Genomic DNA, 18,663 nt, shown 5'->3' on the forward strand with positions numbered 1-18,663 from the left:
CCGCTGTAATTGATTTACTAGAAAAACGCGCCCATTCGCAAGCATAATTCTATAGAATAAAAAAAGTCACGAGATTATTCTCATGACTTTTTTGGCCAGCATATGGTTATCATTGGGATTAGTTTAATCTGAATAAGCAGCGGAAACACTGCGATAAATGTTATCACGGCTGATGCCGGTCCAGTTTATCGTGGATACACTGCCCGACTCCCGCCGGGACATATATAGCGCTAAGTCCAGTACCCGGCAGGAATAACCCCATTCATTGTCATACCACGCGATTACCTTAACAAGCCCGCCATCCATTACCATGGTGGATAGGGCGTCAACAATGGAAGAATGAGCGTCCCCATAAAAATCTTTGGAAACCAGCGGAGCATCACTATAGGCCATAATACCTTTAAGCTCGCCATCGGCAGCCTGGCGAAACGCGTCGTTAATTTCATCAACTGTTGCGGCTTTTTCAAGAACGGCGACAAAGTCAACTATAGAAACGTTGGGTGTCGGTACTCGCATGGCCAGACCGTTCAGCTTGCCCTTGAGGTCGGGGATAACCAGCCCAACTGCATTGGCAGCACCTGTAGTCGTGGGTATAATGGATACCGCGGCAGCCCTGGCCCTTCGTAAATCCTTGTGGGGCAGATCCAGTATCTGCTGATCATTGGTATAAGAATGCACGGTAGTCATCATGCCGTTTTTAATATGAAATTGTTGGTGTAGTACTTTCACCACGGGGGCTAAGCAGTTGGTGGTGCAGGAGGCATTGGAGACAATATTATGTTTTTCAGGGTCGTAATCATTGTGGTTTACACCCATCACAATGGTAGCATCAACATTTTTACCGGGCGCACTAATAATTACTTTCCGAGCCCCTGCCCGCAGGTGACTGGCTGCAGCCTCGCCCGTGGTGAAACGCCCGGTGGACTCAATGACTATACCAACGTTTAAGGCACCCCAAGGAAGGGCACTGGGATCCTTTTCAGCCAGTACTTTAACCTTTTTGCCGTTAACAGTAAAACCATCTTCCGTAACTCTTATATCAGCGTTCAGGATGCCGTGTACTGAATCATATTTTAGCAGGTGGGCCAGTGTTTTGGCATCTGTTAAATCATTAACTGCTACTATATCCACTTCCTGGTTGTCGAGTGCCGCTCGGAAAACATTGCGCCCGATGCGACCAAAACCGTTAATACCTATTTTAATGGTCATATCTTAGGAACCCCTTTCTATAAAACAAGTATATTAAAAAATATTTTACATAAAGCAAGTTTTCCCGCTAAGCAAAAAGGTATGAATGTAATTATAATATTAAATTATATTATAATGTTTTTAAAGAGATAAATTAACAATTTTTATTATTATTTAAATTAGAAGCGGATAAAGTATAGCTAGCATTGGCCATGATAACGTATCTGCGGCGGCTATTAATAGCAAATTCACTATATAATAGTGTAAAATATAACGATAAATATTACAAGCTCAAGGAGGATATACAAATGGAGGAGATTAATGTTAATGATGAACTCGCGGAAAAGATCAAAGATGATCCTTTTCCCCGGCATCTGGGTATCAAAACTATCAAATTATCACCTGGTTACGCAAAGGTATCTTTGCAGGTGCAGGATTACATGACCAACATACTCGGTATTACCCACGGTGGGATAGTTTTTACACTGGCAGATGTTGCTCTTGGTATTGCCAGTAATGCCCGGGGCCAAGCGTCAGTTGCCATGAGTGTTACCATAAACTTTATTAAATCCAGTAAGCCTGGTACTGTACTGTTAGCCACTGCTGAAGAAATCCATTGTGGCCGGCGCACAGCAAATTATCGCATTGCTATTGAGGATGATCAGGGGAAACTAATTGCTTTGGCGCAAGGATTAGTGTTCCAGGAAAGCAAATAGTATTTTATATTGGCAAGAGTTTGGTCAAAATAAAAGATGGTCATGTATCAGTGTGCTGCAACTAGTGCTAGACAGGGCATACCAAGTAAGTCGTTGTTCTTAATTACCAGTTGTCTGTGAGTTAGCCAAGTGGTAAATTGATAATATAATCAAAGTTTTCCGGTAACCATACTAGCCGGGATACACCCTAATCCATTCCGAACCAAGGAAGTCAAGTGCTTCAATAAGGTGGCAATTGGGTTCGTCTCCTTAACTGTATGCTGTTGCCGGAATTAAAATTTAATCCCCTAACGCATTTATGGTGTTTTACTTACCGTGAATACGTTAGGGGGTTGTTTATTTGAGCGAGAATTTTAGTTATAACTATTGCCTGCCATCTGTCCTTATGTTAGCGCAGGGGCGGGGCAGTTATTGCTCATCTATCTGCACAGTGTAGAGTATGCCATTACTATCACCATCCAGTTGTCCAAAGGAAACGGAACGCCCGTCTTTTGTCCACATGAACTTGAGGGGAGGTTCATTACCGGCCAGTTCCTCTTTAGCCATTACGGTCCTGCTTATTAGATCGAATACCTGTGCGTTTAGCCGGCCGCCCTCTGCAGTCGTGATAAGCAGGGCGAATTTGCCATCGGGGCAGATGCTGCCTGCAACAGTATATTCATGCACAGGCAAAAATTCAATATTGGGGTTGCCAACAGACAGTAAACCGGCAGAAGACCTAGCGTCTCCTTCCCGTACCAGTACCAAAATAGTCCGGTTGTCACTGGTTGTACCACCATAAGAAACAAACTGGCCGTCACGGAGACTGGTTAGCGGTGTAAAATTTCCGGTTTGGTCGGCCAGCATTAAATCCGAGCGGTACCCGCTTTCCCTGTATTCTTGTTGCCCTGTTTTTGATTTATTGGCGTGTACAATAAAGAGCAAGTCATTATTTAGCCAGTCAACCGGGTTTGATAAGAAATTAGGGATATTCTGAAATTGATATGAATTTTTTTCCCCGGTATTGTTGTTATAAATAAAGTAATCCGCTGACCACTCCCCAACATACATATACATAAATTCAACAGAATCCGGGGACCACAACCCGAGAGCTAAAGATGAGCCATGGAGGGAGGAGTTCGGCGCTACTGCAGTGCTCTTGCCGGTGTTAAGGTCATACATATATAGGCCTTGTTCATCTATTAAGGCCAGCTTGGTTGCGTCCGGAGAGAGCATTCCGGACCAGGCGCTGCCTTTTGTTTTAAATGCACCGGTTTGGGGATTCCAGAAGGTTATATTATTGCCGGTCATACCAAATAAGGAACCATCTGGCAGCACAGCAGCGGGTAAGAAGTATTTCAGCGTATTTATTGTTGTTAGCTTGGCAGTATATACTTTGTTAGCAGTAGGAGTTTCAGCCTCAGGAGAACCACTTTTATTACTCTGAATGTTTTTGGTACAGCCGCAAATAAGTAGCAAGGTAATCATTAGCGCCAGCAGGAGTTTTTTCATTGCTTTTCACCTCGATTAATTATTTTAACACTATCGAGAAAGGGATGATTAGGTTGCTATTTTACATTGACGTCTCAAAAACCGGAATGTTCCTCTACCTTCTTCGATTCTACATGGACGGTAAGAAAGAAACGTCAAAAATAACTAACGCTTGACTGTAAAAATAGTGTATGATGGAAAAGAAGGCGGCAATAAGCAAAATTTGGCTAAGATGGGGTTGAAAAATGAGTTTTGTACTACTGGTAATTGGAGTAATATTGGCGATTATTTTTATTGTGATAATCGTTGCCGGGGTTAAGGTAGAAGCGGACAAAGGGGGAAAAGACGTGATTAAAAATGTTTATATCTACCTGGTGCTTTTTGCTACACTGATGATGACTATTGGTGGGAGTGTTGCGGCTTTTATGGCCGTGGCAGATATTATCTCGCCCGTTCCTTATTATCAAACCTTTGAGGAATTCAAACGTATTGATAATGAAAAACTTATGAATAATACTGATAAGGACAAAACCTCGGAAGCTGAACTAAAAAAGCAATATGATGAACTGGTGTTAAGGGAAAGGGAAATGCAGATTAGCAGGGCTAAGAATAACCTGGTTAAAAGTTTTGGTTGGATTATTATACCCTTACCGGTATTTGTATATTTTCAACGGCGTTTGGTTAATCGAGATATGTAAAAGGCAAGCTGCCCAACATCTCGGGTTATTAAGATGAAAAACAATGATTATAAAAGGAGAATGAATTATGAAAAAGAATAAGTTGATTGGAGTGGTTGCCATTGCTTTTGGAATCTATCTTTTATATAAATTTTTTACTAATGGTAATATTTAAGGAATAATATAAGATCTGCTAACAAAAGGTAAAAGCGTTGGTTGATAAGTTAGAAATACTCAAACCAGCGCATTTTTTTGTATCACTTAATTGTTTTTTTGCTAAACCATGTATAGTATAATTTGCTTGTTGAGTATAATTATTAACAATTAAATCAATCAATTTAGTAAATATGGGGGTATTATGTTAGGTAATATTTATGAAAAAGAATATCAGGCCAATGCAATCGCAATAAAATACAAGAGAAACACAATCACTTATGAACAGTTGGACAAAACCATTAAACAATACTCAAATTTATTACATCAGCTGGGCGTGACAGCCGGAGAACGGGTGTTACTGAGTTGCCCCAATGCACCTGAATTTATTTATTCCTATTTAGGTGTGGTAAAAAATGCAGGTATTATCGTACCGGTTAATCAACAGCTAACCCTGGAGGAAATTTCTTATTTTATACGGGATGCTGAGGCACGTTTTATGCTGATTCATCCTGACGTTCTGCAAAAATTAAAGCATGATCAAGATTCTCTCCAAAAACTATTGGGCGTTAAGGTAATTATATTGGATGACGAGTTTCATATGGCTGTTGCGGCAAGCTCGCCGGAAGTGGTTGAGAAATTTGTTGATGAGCAAGCGGTATCCACATTTTTATATACTTCCGGAACTACAGGGAAACCAAAGGCTGCCATGCTTACTCATAAAAACCTGCTCACCAATGCTGAACAGTGTAGGCTTGCCTTTCAGGGCACAGCCAGGGATAATTATATGTGCGTGCTGCCCATGTTCCATGTGTTTGGCTTTACCACCTGTGTGCTGAACCCGTTGTTGAGCGGTGCTACCGTGACCATCATCGAAAAATTTCAGCCCAAAGAGGTCATCGAGTCGTTATTAAAGGATGGCGTCACGGTTTTTATGGGCGTTCCCTCGATGTATGTATTATTGTTGGAGGCATGCAAGAAAAACATTACCTTTCCTGGGTTGCGATTAGCGGTTTCCGGGGGAGCGGCACTGCCGGTTGAAGTACTTAGACAGGCTAAAGATATATTGAAGCTTCCTGTTGTTGAAGGCTATGGTTTGACTGAAGCTTCACCTGTAGTATGCTTTAATCCATTGGATGGCGTTAAGAAAGAGGGATCAATAGGTCTACCGATTCCTTTTGAGGCCTGCAAGATTGTTGATGAATACGATCGGGAATTGGGTGTCGGTGAGGTCGGTGAACTGGTTGCGCAGGGCGAAAATATCATGCTGGGGTACTATAAGCAGGAGGAGGCAACAAGAGAGGCTTTAAAACATGGTTGGCTGCATACTGGAGATTTAGCGAAGAAAGACGAAGACGGTTATATTTATATTGTAGACAGGAAAAAGGATCTGATCATAACTGGAGGCTTGAATGTTTATCCGCGGGAAGTAGAGGAAGTTATTTATCGATATCCGAAGGTGAAAGAGGCTGCAGTGGTCGGAATCGGCGATAAGTTAAGAGGTGAGTATGTAAAAGCCTTTATTGTTCTCAAAGACGGCGAAACATGTACGGCAAAGGAAATGACCAGGTATCTGAAAGAACACCTGTCTGTTTATAAGATACCCCGAGCATATGAATTTATAGCGGAGCTCCCCAAAAACAGCTCGGGTAAGATATTGAAAAGAGAGCTTATAAGGTAGTGATTATTATGTTTCTTATTAACATATAACTACTGAACCCGGTAAATAGCCAATTGATAACTGACACGTTAGACTTAACTAAATTAACAAGATTTTATAATTGTTTTCTAGGGTATCTTTATTTAAAATTGGACTGAGTCGAGAGAAAACACACGATTATCGTGTTCATTGAAAGATAAAAGCCCGGGAGGATATTAATTTATATCCCTCGGTTTTTTTATCTTCAACAGGAAAAGGAGTATCACTATCATGGTGATAACCTACTCAGGGTGCTTGATGAAACTGAATTTTGGAAACGCCAGGAGGCAGAACACACGGTAGTTATCCTTCAAACGGTACCGAATCTGAAGGCACATTATGTACAATTGCTTCAGGAATGGGTAGATATAGCGGGACAAGCAGTGCTAATAAATACCGAGCAAAAAAACAAGCGGGTTACGACCGGCTGGCTGAGCCTGGTGTGCCATAGCCTGGATATGCAGCTAATCTATAAATTAATGGAAATGTAGAATGATGGATATATTCCTAATACAGACCTTCTGTGGCTATATTATTGATTTATAGGTGGGCGATCCACCCCGCTTGCCCCACCCGGTTATGGCTGGCTGCGTTACTTAGCCGGTGGTCCATGGTATATGCCATCGCTTGTTTTCCTTACGCGCGCCTGGAAGGACTAGGTACGCTTTATAATAGGTATAAGGGTAAACGTGAATTAATTTGGGCTACCGGCAGTAAAATAATAATAGCTACTCTAGTGGCCTGGGTTGCGAGCTTAATATTATTATTGGCTGCGTGGGGTTGGGTACATTTCATGGGCAGCAAGCTGATGGGCGAACTGGGTGGCCTGACCGGTGATGTATACGGTGCCACGGCGGAAACCACCGAGCTTTTAATTTATTTGACGGTGTTTCCTTTGTTTGGATACTGGTCCTGGTTATTTAGTGCCCCGTGGTTATGAAAAATAACATTAAGGAGCAATGTGAATGATACACTCCGAATATAAACATGGTGGGGATGTATTTGGCGCCGCTCGAAGTTTACAATGTAACCCCCGGGAAATATACGATTTCAGTGCTAACATCAACCCCTTGGGTCCTTCACCCTTGGCCCTGGCGTCAATAAAGGATAACTTGGATCTGATTAGGCATTATCCCGACCCGCGCTGCACGGAGCTGCGGGGGGTTTTATCCAGGCATCTAAAGGTAGCGCCTGAAAAAATGGTGTTGGGTAATGGCGCTGCGGAATTGATATTTCTTTTGCCCCGGGTAATGGGTTATCGCCAAGCGGTGGTTACAACCCCCACCTTTATGGAGTACGGAACGGCGATGGCAAACGCCGGTGGGATGGTTTATGAAGTACCCTTATTGGAAGAAGAAGGTTTTGGGCTGCCGGTGCCCCGGGTTAATAAGGCATTGTGTAGTGCCGACGTGGTATTTATTTGCAATCCCAATAACCCCACTGGTGGGGCGGTTAAGAAACCTATTATTCAGTCAATTATTGAAAATGCTCGAACTTATGGTACCACAGTAGTGGTAGATGAGTCTTTTATTGATTTTGTCTACAGGCAGGAGTTATACTCAGTGCTGCCTTTGTTAAATGACTACCCAAATTTAATTGTGCTTTATTCTTTGACTAAATTTTTTGGTATTCCCGGGCTGCGGTTGGGTGTATTAATGGCCGGCGAGTCAATCATAGAAAGAATTGAAGCAGCCAAGGCTCCGTGGGATGTAAATTGTCTTGCGCAAATTGCCGGTGCGGCGGCGCTGGTGGATGAAGAATTTATGGCCCAAACCCGGCAGCTAGTTTGGCAGGAAAGAGATTTTCTACGTAGAGAAGTTTCACTGATACCCGGCCTTAATGCCTTTAACGGGAAAGCCAACTTTTTATTAATTAAAATTGAAAGATCCGAAATATCTTCTGCTCAATTGGCGGCCCGAGCTGCCAAACAAGGTGTTCTGGTGCGGGATTGTGCCAGTTTCAGTGGGCTGGGTAACAAATATATTCGGGTGGCAGTCAGAACAAGATCAGAAAATTTGGTGTTATTGAAGGTGCTCAGAGAAATAATGAAAGGGGTAACACATGGGTTGTAGATTATATTTAATCAGGCATGACGAAACTAGCTGGAATAAAGAAACCCGTTTTCAGGGCCAGGTAGATATTCCTTTAAACGAAAGGGGCATTGAACAGGCTAAGCGTTAAGTAAACGTTTGGCGGGACAAAACTTTGCTGCCTGCTTTTCCAGTAGTCTTACCCGGGCTAAGGAGACCGCTTGAAATTATAGCTAAGCCCCACAGGAAGCTTGTACAGGTGGTGACGGATTTACAAGAAATGAATTTTGGGTATTGTGAAGGGCTGACCGCAGAGGAAATCATCCAAAAAAAGCAATGAATACGCAAAAGTAGGAGAATTTAAGCCCCTGGACTACTGGCTGCCGCTGGCGCTTGAGAAGTTAAAGATGGTGACGTTGTCTTTGCGGGTACCGGGCTTCCCATGCTGGCCATAGGCTTGCCTCCGCGGGTAAAAAAATGGCACAGTGGTGAATATGTACCCCAAGCAAGAGGTTTATGGTAAGTTTTTCAAAGGTGGGCCATCTGCTTGTATTACCGACATGGTTTTTTTAGATTTGATGAGAACGGCGAGATGTATCTGGATGCCGTAAATCCTGGTTTCAGTATAGAAGATGTTAAAAATAATGTTGGCTTTGACCTGAATGTTTACAGGTGCAGCGGGGAGACCAAACCTCCTACCTATAGACAATTGGAAATACTCTATAAAGTTGTAGATCCTGAAGGCATTTTCCTGCCCTAAGGCAGGAAAATGTGTTTATTTTTTATCCAACGATGACGGGATATGCTGTGTAGTTAGGGGGTATCTATTGAATTAAAGGATCTTGAACGTGGGAAAAGGAGAATTATAGATGAATGAGCAGGAAACAAAGATTACGTTAGTGAAGATGGAGTCCTGCATGATGATGACCTGTGAGGGATGTTCTGTTCCATGCCTGAGATAGTAAATCCTTTGATTGATGAGATTAAGAAAATGCTCAATAGTGAGATCAGTAGTTTGACGATAAAATAGTTGCCCGATGTTACACCTTTAATACTATCCCGGATCAATGGCTCTATTTACGACTATGTCTCTACTGCCATCGTGATAATTTTCGGCTTGCCAGATGCCTTTATGACTTCGTCAATAGATACGACACAAAGTCTAACCCAAGGGTGATGTTAAAATTCAATTTCATGTCTTGACGCGAGGACTTATAATAATAATTAAAGCGCTTACCATAAAACGGACAAATAGTTTGATAGTAGAATTATCGCTATTCTGATCTTTATTCCTTCACGTCTAATTTAAATGGGGGAGAAACGTACTTGACAAATGGAGAAATAACATTGATTATCGGCGGTGCACGTAGCAGCAAATGCAGTCTAGCTGAAAAACTGGCTGTGGCAGTGCGATGATGGTGGTCTACGTGGCCACCGCAGGTGTACATGACAATGAGATGGCTGAGCGGGTTAAACAGCACCGCCTGCGCCGGCCGGCCAGTTGTTGTACAGTGGAGGAAACACATATACTCGCAGGTGTATTGCTTTCACTCCCTACGGGGGCGGTTGTTTTGATAGATTGTTTGACCCTTTGGATGTCTAATTTGTTGCTGGATGATAACTTTCCTGGTTCGGATCGGATACGGCGGAAAAAGAAAATTATATAATTTCCCTGGCCAGGGAAATGGTTAATGTGGCACGCGATAAACAATTGCATTTGCTAATGGTCAGTAATGAGGTAGACTGTGGCCTGGTGCTTGAAAATGAATAGGCAGGCTATACCGGGGTATTACTGGACGGGTCAACCAGCTCCTGGCAGAACTCTCCGACCGGGTTTTTTATGTAGTGGCGGGCTTACGTTAGAGTTAAAATCACTGGCAGCAGGTAGTGTACTAAAGGGGGTTTAATTATGCCGGCCAAAACAATTATGGTCCAGGGTACGGCTTCACATGTTGGAAAGAGTATTTTAACAGCGGCATTGTGCCGTATATTTCACCAGGACGGTTACCGGGTGGCACCTTTTAAATCACAAAATATGGCTTTAAATTCATTCGTTACCGCCGATGGTAGTGAAATGGGCCGTGCCCAGGTGGTACAGGCCGAGGCGGCCGGGTTGCTGCCTAGTGTGGATATGAACCCCGTGCTGTTAAAGCCAACTGGTAACGCATCATCCCAGGTGGTAGTGCTGGGCAGGCCGCTGGATAATTATACAGCCTGGGATTACCATCAAGATTTGGCAGGTAAATTATGGAGTATAGTTACTGCAGCACTGGACAGGCTGTGCGGCCAGTTTGATATAGTGGTTATAGAAGGGGCCGGCAGCCCGGCAGAGGTCAACTTGCAGGATACTGACATAGTAAATATGAAGGTGGCCCGCCAGGTAGAGGCACCGGTACTACTAGTGGCAGACATAGACCGGGGCGGTGCTTTGGCGTCAGTAGTGGGCACTCTGGAATTGCTCCCCCCAGGGGACAAGGAACGGGTTAAAGGCATTATTATAAATAAATTTCGTGGCGACATAAGCTTATTTCAGCCTGCTATTAGTTTTTTGGAACAAAAAACAGGTGTACCGGTATGCGGTGTAGTGCCATTTTTTGATGATATATACATACAGGATGAAGATTCAGTAGCTATAGAAAGCAAGCATGACCATGCCGGTAATGACGGCGGCAAAGTGGAAATTGCCGTGCTGCGCCTGCCCCGCATTTCTAATTTTACCGATTTTGATCCCTTGGAAAGTGAACCCGATGTGCATTTGCGTTACGTGGGCAGGAAAGATAAACTAGGACAGCCTGATTTGATTATCATCCCGGGCAGTAAAAACACCATTGAAGACCTGATGTATCTCAAACAAACAGGCCTAGCAGGTGCAATAGCGCGCTTGGCCCGCCAGGGTGTGTCGGTAATCGGTATTTGCGGTGGTTTTCAAATGCTGGGCCGGGAGCTCAAAGACCCGTATAAAACCGAGTCCGCCATCGAAAAAATTTCCGGCCTTGGCCTGCTCGACATGCAAACGATCTTTGCCAGGGAAAAAGTGACCAGCCAGGTGCAGGCTGTGGTGGCCGAAGACAGTAATTTTCTGAGTTGTTATAATACACCATTGACTGGTTACGAAATCCATATGGGCCGCACTGAATTGGGTACCCAGGTCAAACCTGCATTTGTAATTAATATCCGTTCAGGTTGCCAGGTACACTTGCTGGATGGTGCGCAAAACGCAGCAGGCTCAGTTTGGGGCACATACATACACGGTATCTTTGATAACGATGCCTTCCGGCGGCACATATTGGACATGCTGAAGGAGAAAAAAGGTTTAAATACAGTGGGGCAGGCAGTGTTAATAAGTACTGAGCAAAAAAAACAAGCGGGTTACGACCGGCTGGCTGAACTGGTGCGCCATAGTCTGGATATGCAGCTAGTCTATAAATTGATGGAAATGTAGAATGATGGATATATTCCTAATACAGACCTTCTGTGGCTATATAATTGATTTATTGGTGGGCGATCCACCCCGCTTGCCCCACCCGGTGGTGTTTATCGGCCGGGGCATAGCTCGCCTGGAAAAAGTGGCACGGCTTATAACTGCATCGCCGGTGGGATTGAAAATGGCGGGTGCAGGTATAGCTATATTGGTTGTCTTGATGAGTTTTGGCCTTACTGCACTTATTTTATGGCTGGTGAGGCAGGCTAATTATTACATTTACTTGCTTTTGGGGGCCTGGATAGTCTCTACGACCGTGGCTGCCCGGGGTCTCGCCGAAGCGGCCGGTGCCATAAGGCAGTTGCTGTTAGCTGGTGACCAGGCGGCAGCTCGCCGGTGGGTTGGCTGTATAGTGGGCCGGGACACAGAAAAAATGGACTGTGGGCAAATGGTGCGGGCCACTGTGGAAACGGTAGCAGAAAATTTGAATGACGCTGTGGTGGCGCCGCTTTTTTATGCCTGTATTGGTGGGCCCGCTCTGGCTATGGCTTACCGGGCGGTGAATACACTGGACTCCATGTTAGGCTATAAAAATGAGCAATATTTGCATTTAGGTTGGGCATCGGCCCGGCTGGATGATTTAGCAGGATATATACCTGCCCGTCTGACCGGCCTGGCGCTATTGCTAGCTGCCTGGCTGTCTGGGCGTGATTGGCGGCGGGCCATTAAAACTTGGCGCAGGGATGCTAAACAACATCCCAGTCCCAATAGTGGTGTTCCAGAATCGGTCATGGCCGGGGCTATACACGTCAGGCTGGGGGGCAGCAATGTTTATAGCGGGGTGACCTCTTTTCGCCATTATATGGGTGATCCGCTGGAGGAACTTAGACCGGATCATATTGCCCGGGCGGTGGATATGCTTTACTTGGCATCAGCATTGGCCGTGCTGATTATGCCGACCCTGGCCTGGGTAGCGTTACAACTATTATAGCTATCCCCCCTTGCTACCGGGGGATTTTAATATTCCTGTGCTTTGTATTGCTGGGCAAGGAAGCGGGTGTAGATTTGAAAACTTTTTATTTTGCTCTCCAGCATTTGACCAGAATTAATATTTATAAAGGTGAATTTGACGAAGCCGCTTTTGGGCGAGCAGCTTTATTTTTCCCTTTAGTGGGGTTACTGCTTGGCATATTACTACTACTGGCCCAAATAGTATTGTCATGTATGTTCCCTGAGCCGGTGGTGTCTGGTATGCTGGTGGTGCTGATGGCCATTATGACCGGTGGTATACATATAGATGGTTTTATGGATACCTTGGACGGTGTTTTTAGTGGTCGGCCGCGAGAAATAAAACTAGAAATTATGCGGGACAGCAGGGTAGGCGCTTTTGGGGTTTTGGGTTTAGTTTGCTTGTTTCTGTTAAAGTATAATGCCTTTTTATCTATGACGGCACCTATGATATACCAAGCGATATTGCTGGCTGCGTTACTTAGCCGGTGGTCCATGGTATATGCCATCGCTTGTTTTCCTTACGCGCGCCGGGAAGGGCTGGGTACGCTTTATAATAGGTATACGGGTAAACGGGAATTGATTTGGGCTACCGGCAGTACAATAATAATAGCTACTCTAGTGGCCTGGGCTGCGGGCTTAATATTATTATTGGCTGCGTGGGGTTGGGTACATTTCATAGGCAGCAAGCTGACGAGCGAACTGGGCGGCCTGACTGGTGATGTATACGGTGCTACAGCGGAAACCACCGAGCTTTTAATTTATTTGACGGTGTTTCCTTTGTTTGGATACTGGTCCTGGTTATTTAGTGCCCCGTGGTTATAAAAAATAACATTAAGGAGCAATGTGAATGATACACTCCGAATATAAACATGGTGGGGATGTATTTGGCGCGGGATTGCGCTGGTTTCAGCGGGCTGGGTAACAAATATATCCGGTTGGCGGTTAAATCAAGAGATGAAATTGTGGTACCATTAAAGGTGCTTAGAGGGATCATGAAAGGGGGCGGCTAATGGGTAGTCGATTATATTTAGTCAGGCATGGCGAAACCAACTGGAATAAAGAAACCCGTTTTCAGGGCCAAGTAGATGTTCCTTTAAGCGAAAAGGGCATGGAACAAGCAAAGGCGTTAAGTAAGCGTTTGGCGGGGCAGAATTTTGCTGCCTGTTTTTCCAGCAGCCTTTCCCGGGCCCGGGAAACGGCTGCTATCATAGCCAACCCTCATCATATGTCTGTGCAGGTGATGCAGGATTTGCAGGAAATGAACTTCGGGTACTGGGAAGGGCTGACCGCAGAGGAAATCCAGCAAAAATATGACCGTGAATCTGCTGCTTGGTGGTCCCGGCCACTCGAGAACAGGGTACCGGGGGGCGAAACACTGGTAGAATTGGCGGAACGATCGGTTCAATCTGTAAAAACGATTGTGCAGCAATATCCGGAAGGACAGGTGTTGTTGGTGACCCACGGCGGGGTTATTAGATGTATCGTGTCGGCGGTGCTTGGTATTGATTTAAACCAGTATTGGCGCCTGCGTCAAGACAACGCATCCCTTACCATAATTGATTTTTACCAGTGGGAAAAGGCCATCTTGATGTTGTATAACGATTGCAGTCATCTAGCGCCGGGGCAGGTGCCGCCAGTATTATAGTTGTTTTACCTATACAAAATCCGTTAAAACCCAGGGTGTCTTAGAGTACTGCGCTTCTTGATATTTAAGACCGAAGATGTTTGCGGGCTAAACCCGGGTTGACAGAACTGGGAAATAGGGTTATATTGCTTAACAAATGCATATTTGGTTTTACAGGTGCCAACCTTGTTGGAGAATAGGGAACCAGGTGAAATTCCTGGACGGACCCGCCACTGTATGGGGGAGCAATTGTCATACCACTCTTTTTTAGGGGAAGGGACAAAGCTGCGATGAACCTGAGTCAGGAGACCTGCCTGTAAAATTACGTTGCTGGCTTCTCGCCTAAGCCTGCAATTGTGAAGGATGATGGTAAAGTCCGCACCCATATTGGGATGCGGACTTTTTGTATCTATAAAAACATTCATAAAAAATATGAAGGGGGAAATCAAATGCATATCGAACAGTTAATCAAAAACATCGGACCTTTAGATGGCGAGGCGATGCAAAAGGCAGTAGCCAGGCTGAACAACTTGACCAAACCGATAGGCAGCCTTGGCGTACTGGAGGACCTGGCTATTCAACTGGCTGGTATTACCGGCGAGGTCATGCCCAAAGTAGCCAACAAAATGGTCATTGTTATGGCCGGCGACCATGGCGTGGTGGAGGAGGGTGTTAGTTCTGCCCCCCAGTCTGTAACACCTCAGATGGTATATAATTTTTTAAATGGAGGAGCCGGCATAAATGTATTGTCTCGTTGTGCCGGGGCTCAGGTAAAAGTTGTTGATGTAGGGGTTGCAGACCCAACTTTAAAGAACATAAACCTTATCTCCCGAAAAGTAAGGCTGGGTACAGCTAATATGGCCAAAGGTCCGGCTATGTCCAGGGAAGAAGCACTTCAGGCTATCCAAGTAGGGGTAGAAGTAGCCGAAGGGGAAATAGACCAGGGTATAAATTTATTGGCTACCGGTGAAATGGGCATAGGCAACACAACTCCCAGCAGTGCAATCTTAAAGGTTTATTCTGCTGCAACCTTATCTACGATAGTTGGACGGGGTGTTGGGTTAAATGATGAAGGATTGCTTAATAAAATAAAAGTAATTGAAACCGCAATAATGGTAAACAAGCCGGACCCTGCTGACCCGATAGATGTACTATCGAAGGTAGGCGGACTTGAAATAGCCGGTATGACAGGATTATTTTTAGGCGCGGCAGCAAGAAAAGTGCCAATTGTCATTGATGGCTTCATTTCCGGAGCGGCTGCTTTAATTGCCTATAAGCTAGCCCCACAGGTTAAAGATTATATGATCGCCTCACATTTGTCTGAAGAACCAGGACATAAGTTAGTGCTGGAGGCTATCGGGCTTGAGCCGATGTTGAGGATGCGTTTGCGTCTCGGCGAGGGGACAGGTGCTGCATTGGCTTTTAATATCATCGAAGCAGCTACCCGGATAATGAGTGAAATGGCCACATTTGAGGAAGCAGGAGTGATTATGAATTAATATCGTGAGGTGAAACAGCTTCTTAGCAATATCAATGTATGAGATATTTAATTTATAAAAAAATTAATACAGGATTTTCTCGGATTTTATAGAACGTTATAAATGTATTATATAGCTATGGATTTATTAAAATCTCCCTAGACTACTTGCAGGGAGCTTTCTTATATTAACAACTTCATAACGAATACAGGTGTCGGTTGTGATATTAATCATATACCGGTGAAAAGGAAAGTTGGGTAGAAGCCCACGCGGTCCCGCCGCTGTAAAAGTTGAGCTCTTCAAGATATACCACTGGGAAACTGGGAAGGTTTGGAGAGTGATGAAGCTTGAGCCAGAAGACCTGCCTGTATTTTCATCACCATGAACTCTACGAGCGATAGAGAGGTGTTGCTTAGCTATTAAAGTATTGCCGGTTGTGCATAACCTCTTGACGATTTACGTTGGGAGGCTTTTTATTTTGTTCGGGAAAGGATGATGAACAATGTCAAGAAAAAAAATTTTTATGATTGGCTTATTGCTTATGTTTGCCTTGTTACCTAAGCCGGCTTTTGCCATGCATATCATGGAGGGCTTTCTGCCACTTGAATGGTGTATGGCTTGGGGGGTTTTGACCATTCCCTTTATATTGGTGGGGTTATTTTCGATTCGGAAGACAATCAATGAGCATCCTAGAGCTAAGATGCTTCTGGCCATGGCAGGTGCTTTTGCTTTTGTGCTTTCAGCACTTAAAATACCTTCGGTTACGGGAAGCTGCTCTCATCCAACCGGAGTAGGTCTCGGTACCATTTTATTCGGGCCTGCGACAATGACTGTATTGGGAACGATTGTGCTGTTGTTCCAGGCTGTTTTGCTGGCCCATGGGGGTATAACAACGTTAGGGGCAAATGCTTTTTCCATGGCGGTGGTGGGTCCTTTGGTGGCCTTTGCTACGTACAAAATTATTAAGAAGGCGAAGTGGCCACAGGGGATTGCAGTATTTCTAGCGGCAGCACTTGGCAATTTAATGACTTATGTGATGACTTCAATTCAGTTAGCGCTTGCTTTTCCTGCAGAAACAGGTGGTTTTATGGCCTCACTGGTCAAGTTTATGGGCATATTCGCTGTTACGCAGATACCCTTGGCTATCAGTGAAGGTATATTGACAGTGCTGGTATTTAATGCTATTGCTGCCTATAGCAAGGGCGAGCTTAAAGATCTAAATGTACTTTCGAAGGAGGCTTAAAGATGTCTGCGTCAGGTATCATAAAGAGTCTAGTATTAATTGCCATTGTTATTGCACTTACCATTTTACCGCTTTTTATGCAAAAGGATGCTGAGTTCGGTGGGGCAGATGGCGAAGCAGAAAAGGCCATTATTGAAATCAATGCTGAGTATAAACCCTGGTTTGAGCCGCTAATTGAACCGAAGAGCGGTGAAATCGAAAGCTTGCTTTTCTCTCTCCAGGCAGCAATTGGGTCAGGAATTCTTTTCTATGGGTTGGGCTACATGAGAGGTAGGAAAAAGCAGGAAGAAGCAGCTAAACAATGATAAACATTGATAAATATGCTTATAGTTCAAAACTAAAGCAGACAGCCCCTCTGAAAAAGCTTACTTTTGCCATGCTTGCTCTCGGGGTTGGCCTTTGGGCAGATTCTGTTCCGGTATCTGTTTTGGTGCTTCTAATTATGGGGTACTGTACTATTTACAAAGGTGGTACACCAATTTCATTATTTATTAAGCTAATGTTGGTGCCAATATCCTTTTTAATCATCGGTGTTTTAACGATTGCGATCAATGCTTCCGGAAATAAGGATATTTTTCTGTTTTCTATAGCTGCTTGGGGAACGCATATAGGTGTGTCGCAGTTGGGTATGCAGCAAGCAGCACATTTATTTTTTAAAGCAATGGGAGCGGTTTCCTGCTTGTATTTTTTAGCGCTTAGCACCCCCATGGTGGATTTGTTGGCGGTTCTTCGCAAACTTAAAGTACCCAAACTAATGCTTGAACTGATGGGACTGATATACCGGTTTATTTTCGTATTACTTGAGACTGCAGACACTATCCATACAGCTCAAAGTTCACGCTTGGGTTATTTGAACCTTACATCGGGCTACTGTTCACTGGTTGCTCTAACATCAACACTTTTTATCCGTGCTTACAAAAGGTCGGATGAGCTTTACACAGCTCTTGAAGCAAGGGGCTATGACGGTGAACTCAATGTGCTGGAAGAACCTTATAAAACCCATTGGACAGAATATATTGCTCCGGTGATGATAAATCTAGCCCTTGTTGGCTTAGCACTGCTTTTGAAACAGTACACAGGAGGGGTGCTTTGATGATGGAGCATATACTGGAGGTGCGCGACCTTTATTATACATATAGTGATGGAACACAGGCATTAAAGGGCTTGACACTTGGCATAAAACAAGGAAAGACAACTGCTGTGTTGGGAGGTAATGGAGCGGGGAAATCAACCCTATTCCTTTCTCTTAACGGAATATATAAGCCGACAGCAGGTGAAGTGTTATTTAAGGGGCTCCCGCTGGATTATTCCCGAAGAGGCCTTAAAGACCTGCGCAAATCTGTTGGCATCGTATTTCAAGATCCGGACAGCCAGCTGTTTTCAGCCAGTGTATACCAGGATATATCCTTTGGGGCAGTGAATTTGAAATTGACTAAAGAAGAAGTCCGCAGGAGAGTAAATATGGCCATGGAGCAGACAGATATAACGCATCTTAAGGATAAGCCTACGCACTGTCTCAGCTTTGGCCAGAAAAAGAGAGTGGCCATTGCCGGGGTGCTGGCTATGGAGCCGGAAGTGCTGGTGTTAGATGAGCCAACGGCCGGACTTGACCCAATGGGGATTAGTGAAATCATGAAGCTGCTCAGGAAGCTACAGGCTCAATTGGGCTTGTCTGTAGTAATTGCGACTCATGATATTGATATTATACCGCTTTACTGCGACTATACGTATGTCATGGATCAGGGGAAGATAGTGCTGGAAGGCAACCCCAAAGAGGTATTCAGTCAGCCGGACGACATAAGGAATGTAAATTTAAGACTGCCTAGAATCGGACATTTGATGGAAATTCTCAAAGACAAAGACGGCTTTGTATTTAATGATACAGCAAACACCATTTCTGAAGCCCGCAGGGTGCTGAAGGCTTGGAAAATAAATCAAGAATAAAGTGAGAGG

Annotated in this window: 20 protein-coding genes, 2 pseudogenes and 2 riboswitches; of the genes and pseudogenes, 20 read left to right on the forward strand and 2 right to left on the reverse strand. The window is 44.3% G+C overall.

The features are described 5' to 3' along the window. Positions 1 to 123: 123 nt before the first annotated feature. Positions 124 to 1,209, reverse strand: coding sequence for a type I glyceraldehyde-3-phosphate dehydrogenase (gene gap, locus SPSYN_RS11110; RefSeq protein ID WP_161822561.1), 1,086 nt, complete (start codon positions 1,207 to 1,209; stop codon positions 124 to 126). A 287-nt stretch (positions 1,210 to 1,496) separates the two neighbouring features. Here gap and SPSYN_RS11115 point away from each other — a divergent pair, with 287 nt between their 5' ends. Further along, on the forward strand, positions 1,497 to 1,904 hold the full coding sequence (locus SPSYN_RS11115) for a PaaI family thioesterase (protein WP_161822562.1): 408 nt from the start codon (positions 1,497 to 1,499) through the stop codon (positions 1,902 to 1,904). A gap of 408 nt (positions 1,905 to 2,312) precedes the next feature. Here SPSYN_RS11115 and SPSYN_RS11120 read toward each other — a convergent pair whose 3' ends face one another. Further along, the gene (locus SPSYN_RS11120) at positions 2,313 to 3,395 is read right to left on the reverse strand and encodes a hypothetical protein (protein WP_161822563.1); all 1,083 of its coding nucleotides are present in this window, start codon (positions 3,393 to 3,395) and stop codon (positions 2,313 to 2,315) included. Positions 3,396 to 3,619: 224 nt separating this feature from the next. Here SPSYN_RS11120 and SPSYN_RS11125 point away from each other — a divergent pair, with 224 nt between their 5' ends. The 19 genes and pseudogenes from SPSYN_RS11125 (at position 3,620) to SPSYN_RS11210 (ending at position 18,654) form a co-directional block, all read left to right on the forward strand. Beyond that, positions 3,620 to 4,072, forward strand: a complete 453-nt coding sequence (locus tag SPSYN_RS11125) for a hypothetical protein (RefSeq protein ID WP_161822564.1) — start codon at positions 3,620 to 3,622, stop codon at positions 4,070 to 4,072. 337 nt (positions 4,073 to 4,409) lie between these two features. Then, on the forward strand, positions 4,410 to 5,885 hold the full coding sequence (locus SPSYN_RS11130) for a long-chain-fatty-acid--CoA ligase (RefSeq protein WP_161822565.1): 1,476 nt from the start codon (positions 4,410 to 4,412) through the stop codon (positions 5,883 to 5,885). A 269-nt stretch (positions 5,886 to 6,154) separates the two neighbouring features. Further along, the gene (locus SPSYN_RS11135; protein WP_161822566.1) at positions 6,155 to 6,394 is read left to right on the forward strand and encodes a DUF2935 domain-containing protein; all 240 of its coding nucleotides are present in this window, start codon (positions 6,155 to 6,157) and stop codon (positions 6,392 to 6,394) included. A 44-nt stretch (positions 6,395 to 6,438) separates the two neighbouring features. Further along, positions 6,439 to 6,843 carry an adenosylcobinamide-GDP ribazoletransferase gene (locus SPSYN_RS11140; RefSeq protein ID WP_161822567.1) on the forward strand — a complete coding sequence of 135 codons (405 nt, stop codon included), beginning with the start codon at positions 6,439 to 6,441 and terminating at the stop codon, positions 6,841 to 6,843. A 25-nt stretch (positions 6,844 to 6,868) separates the two neighbouring features. Beyond that, positions 6,869 to 7,975, forward strand: a complete 1,107-nt coding sequence (gene cobD, locus SPSYN_RS11145) for a threonine-phosphate decarboxylase CobD (protein WP_161822568.1) — start codon at positions 6,869 to 6,871, stop codon at positions 7,973 to 7,975. Continuing rightward, positions 7,965 to 8,273 (forward strand): annotated as a pseudogene (locus SPSYN_RS16350) (histidine phosphatase family protein). Before cobD ends, SPSYN_RS16350 begins: the two are co-directional and overlap by 11 nt. Positions 8,274 to 8,433: 160 nt before the next feature. Continuing rightward, positions 8,434 to 8,693: pseudogene (locus tag SPSYN_RS16355) on the forward strand (acyl CoA--acetate/3-ketoacid CoA transferase subunit beta); the annotation flags it as partial. Positions 8,694 to 9,259: 566 nt separating this feature from the next. Then, positions 9,260 to 9,349: a bifunctional adenosylcobinamide kinase/adenosylcobinamide-phosphate guanylyltransferase gene (locus SPSYN_RS16025; protein ID WP_243153026.1), complete on the forward strand. Its 90-nt coding sequence runs from the start codon at positions 9,260 to 9,262 to the stop codon at positions 9,347 to 9,349. Beyond that, a complete protein-coding gene (locus SPSYN_RS16255) occupies positions 9,346 to 9,600 on the forward strand; it encodes a bifunctional adenosylcobinamide kinase/adenosylcobinamide-phosphate guanylyltransferase (RefSeq protein ID WP_161822570.1) in 255 nt (84 codons plus the stop codon). The genes SPSYN_RS16025 and SPSYN_RS16255 overlap by 4 nt, the downstream gene beginning before the upstream one ends. Positions 9,601 to 9,842: 242 nt before the next feature. After that, a complete protein-coding gene (locus SPSYN_RS11170) occupies positions 9,843 to 11,375 on the forward strand; it encodes a cobyric acid synthase (protein WP_161822571.1) in 1,533 nt (510 codons plus the stop codon). 1 nt (position 11,376) lies between these two features. Beyond that, entirely contained in the window at positions 11,377 to 12,345 is a 969-nt protein-coding gene (cbiB, locus tag SPSYN_RS11175) for an adenosylcobinamide-phosphate synthase CbiB (protein ID WP_341478875.1), read from the forward strand. Between the two features lie 74 nt (positions 12,346 to 12,419). Continuing rightward, positions 12,420 to 13,187 (forward strand): adenosylcobinamide-GDP ribazoletransferase, encoded by a 768-nt coding sequence (cobS, locus tag SPSYN_RS11180; protein WP_161822572.1) that lies wholly within the window; start codon positions 12,420 to 12,422, stop codon positions 13,185 to 13,187. Positions 13,188 to 13,249: 62 nt separating this feature from the next. Beyond that, a complete protein-coding gene (locus SPSYN_RS16260) occupies positions 13,250 to 13,375 on the forward strand; it encodes a hypothetical protein (protein WP_279279285.1) in 126 nt (41 codons plus the stop codon). Then, positions 13,375 to 14,010 (forward strand): alpha-ribazole phosphatase, encoded by a 636-nt coding sequence (cobC, locus tag SPSYN_RS11185; RefSeq protein WP_161822573.1) that lies wholly within the window; start codon positions 13,375 to 13,377, stop codon positions 14,008 to 14,010. Before SPSYN_RS16260 ends, cobC begins: the two co-directional genes overlap by 1 nt. A gap of 137 nt (positions 14,011 to 14,147) precedes the next feature. After that, positions 14,148 to 14,321, forward strand: a riboswitch (cobalamin riboswitch). Between the two features lie 117 nt (positions 14,322 to 14,438). Continuing rightward, entirely contained in the window at positions 14,439 to 15,488 is a 1,050-nt protein-coding gene (gene cobT, locus SPSYN_RS11190) for a nicotinate-nucleotide--dimethylbenzimidazole phosphoribosyltransferase (RefSeq protein WP_161822574.1), read from the forward strand. A gap of 171 nt (positions 15,489 to 15,659) precedes the next feature. Then, a riboswitch (cobalamin riboswitch) is annotated at positions 15,660 to 15,850 on the forward strand. A gap of 119 nt (positions 15,851 to 15,969) precedes the next feature. Then, complete coding sequence (locus tag SPSYN_RS11195; RefSeq protein ID WP_161822575.1) at positions 15,970 to 16,710, forward strand: energy-coupling factor ABC transporter permease; 741 nt, start codon at positions 15,970 to 15,972, stop codon at positions 16,708 to 16,710. 2 nt (positions 16,711 to 16,712) lie between these two features. Further along, positions 16,713 to 17,015 carry an energy-coupling factor ABC transporter substrate-binding protein gene (locus tag SPSYN_RS11200; RefSeq protein ID WP_161822576.1) on the forward strand — a complete coding sequence of 101 codons (303 nt, stop codon included), beginning with the start codon at positions 16,713 to 16,715 and terminating at the stop codon, positions 17,013 to 17,015. Continuing rightward, a complete protein-coding gene (gene cbiQ / locus SPSYN_RS11205; RefSeq protein ID WP_161822577.1) occupies positions 17,012 to 17,803 on the forward strand; it encodes a cobalt ECF transporter T component CbiQ in 792 nt (263 codons plus the stop codon). Before SPSYN_RS11200 ends, cbiQ begins: the two co-directional genes overlap by 4 nt. After that, a complete protein-coding gene (locus SPSYN_RS11210; protein WP_161822578.1) occupies positions 17,803 to 18,654 on the forward strand; it encodes an ATP-binding cassette domain-containing protein in 852 nt (283 codons plus the stop codon). Before cbiQ ends, SPSYN_RS11210 begins: the two co-directional genes overlap by 1 nt. Positions 18,655 to 18,663: the final 9 nt, after the last annotated feature.

Source organism: Sporotomaculum syntrophicum, assembly GCF_009932395.1.
Classification (GTDB): Bacteria; Bacillota; Desulfotomaculia; order Desulfotomaculales; family Desulfallaceae; genus Sporotomaculum; species Sporotomaculum syntrophicum.

Bases quoted from the DNA above. Each gene is read 5' to 3' on its own strand.
- gap (WP_161822561.1), bottom strand. From the start codon at position 1,209: ATGACCATTAAAATAGGTATTAACGGTTTTGGTCGCATCGGGCGCAAT.
- SPSYN_RS11115 (WP_161822562.1), top strand. From the start codon at position 1,497: ATGGAGGAGATTAATGTTAATGATGAACTCGCGGAAAAGATCAAAGAT.
- SPSYN_RS11120 (WP_161822563.1), bottom strand. From the start codon at position 3,395: ATGAAAAAACTCCTGCTGGCGCTAATGATTACCTTGCTACTTATTTGC.
- SPSYN_RS11125 (WP_161822564.1), top strand. From the start codon at position 3,620: ATGAGTTTTGTACTACTGGTAATTGGAGTAATATTGGCGATTATTTTT.
- SPSYN_RS11130 (WP_161822565.1), top strand. From the start codon at position 4,410: ATGTTAGGTAATATTTATGAAAAAGAATATCAGGCCAATGCAATCGCA.
- cobD (WP_161822568.1), top strand. From the start codon at position 6,869: ATGATACACTCCGAATATAAACATGGTGGGGATGTATTTGGCGCCGCT.
- SPSYN_RS16255 (WP_161822570.1), top strand. From the start codon at position 9,346: ATGATGGTGGTCTACGTGGCCACCGCAGGTGTACATGACAATGAGATG.
- SPSYN_RS11170 (WP_161822571.1), top strand. From the start codon at position 9,843: ATGCCGGCCAAAACAATTATGGTCCAGGGTACGGCTTCACATGTTGGA.
- cbiB (WP_341478875.1), top strand. From the start codon at position 11,377: ATGATGGATATATTCCTAATACAGACCTTCTGTGGCTATATAATTGAT.
- cobC (WP_161822573.1), top strand. From the start codon at position 13,375: ATGGGTAGTCGATTATATTTAGTCAGGCATGGCGAAACCAACTGGAAT.
- cobT (WP_161822574.1), top strand. From the start codon at position 14,439: ATGCATATCGAACAGTTAATCAAAAACATCGGACCTTTAGATGGCGAG.
- SPSYN_RS11195 (WP_161822575.1), top strand. From the start codon at position 15,970: ATGTCAAGAAAAAAAATTTTTATGATTGGCTTATTGCTTATGTTTGCC.
- SPSYN_RS11200 (WP_161822576.1), top strand. From the start codon at position 16,713: ATGTCTGCGTCAGGTATCATAAAGAGTCTAGTATTAATTGCCATTGTT.
- cbiQ (WP_161822577.1), top strand. From the start codon at position 17,012: ATGATAAACATTGATAAATATGCTTATAGTTCAAAACTAAAGCAGACA.
- SPSYN_RS11210 (WP_161822578.1), top strand. From the start codon at position 17,803: ATGATGGAGCATATACTGGAGGTGCGCGACCTTTATTATACATATAGT.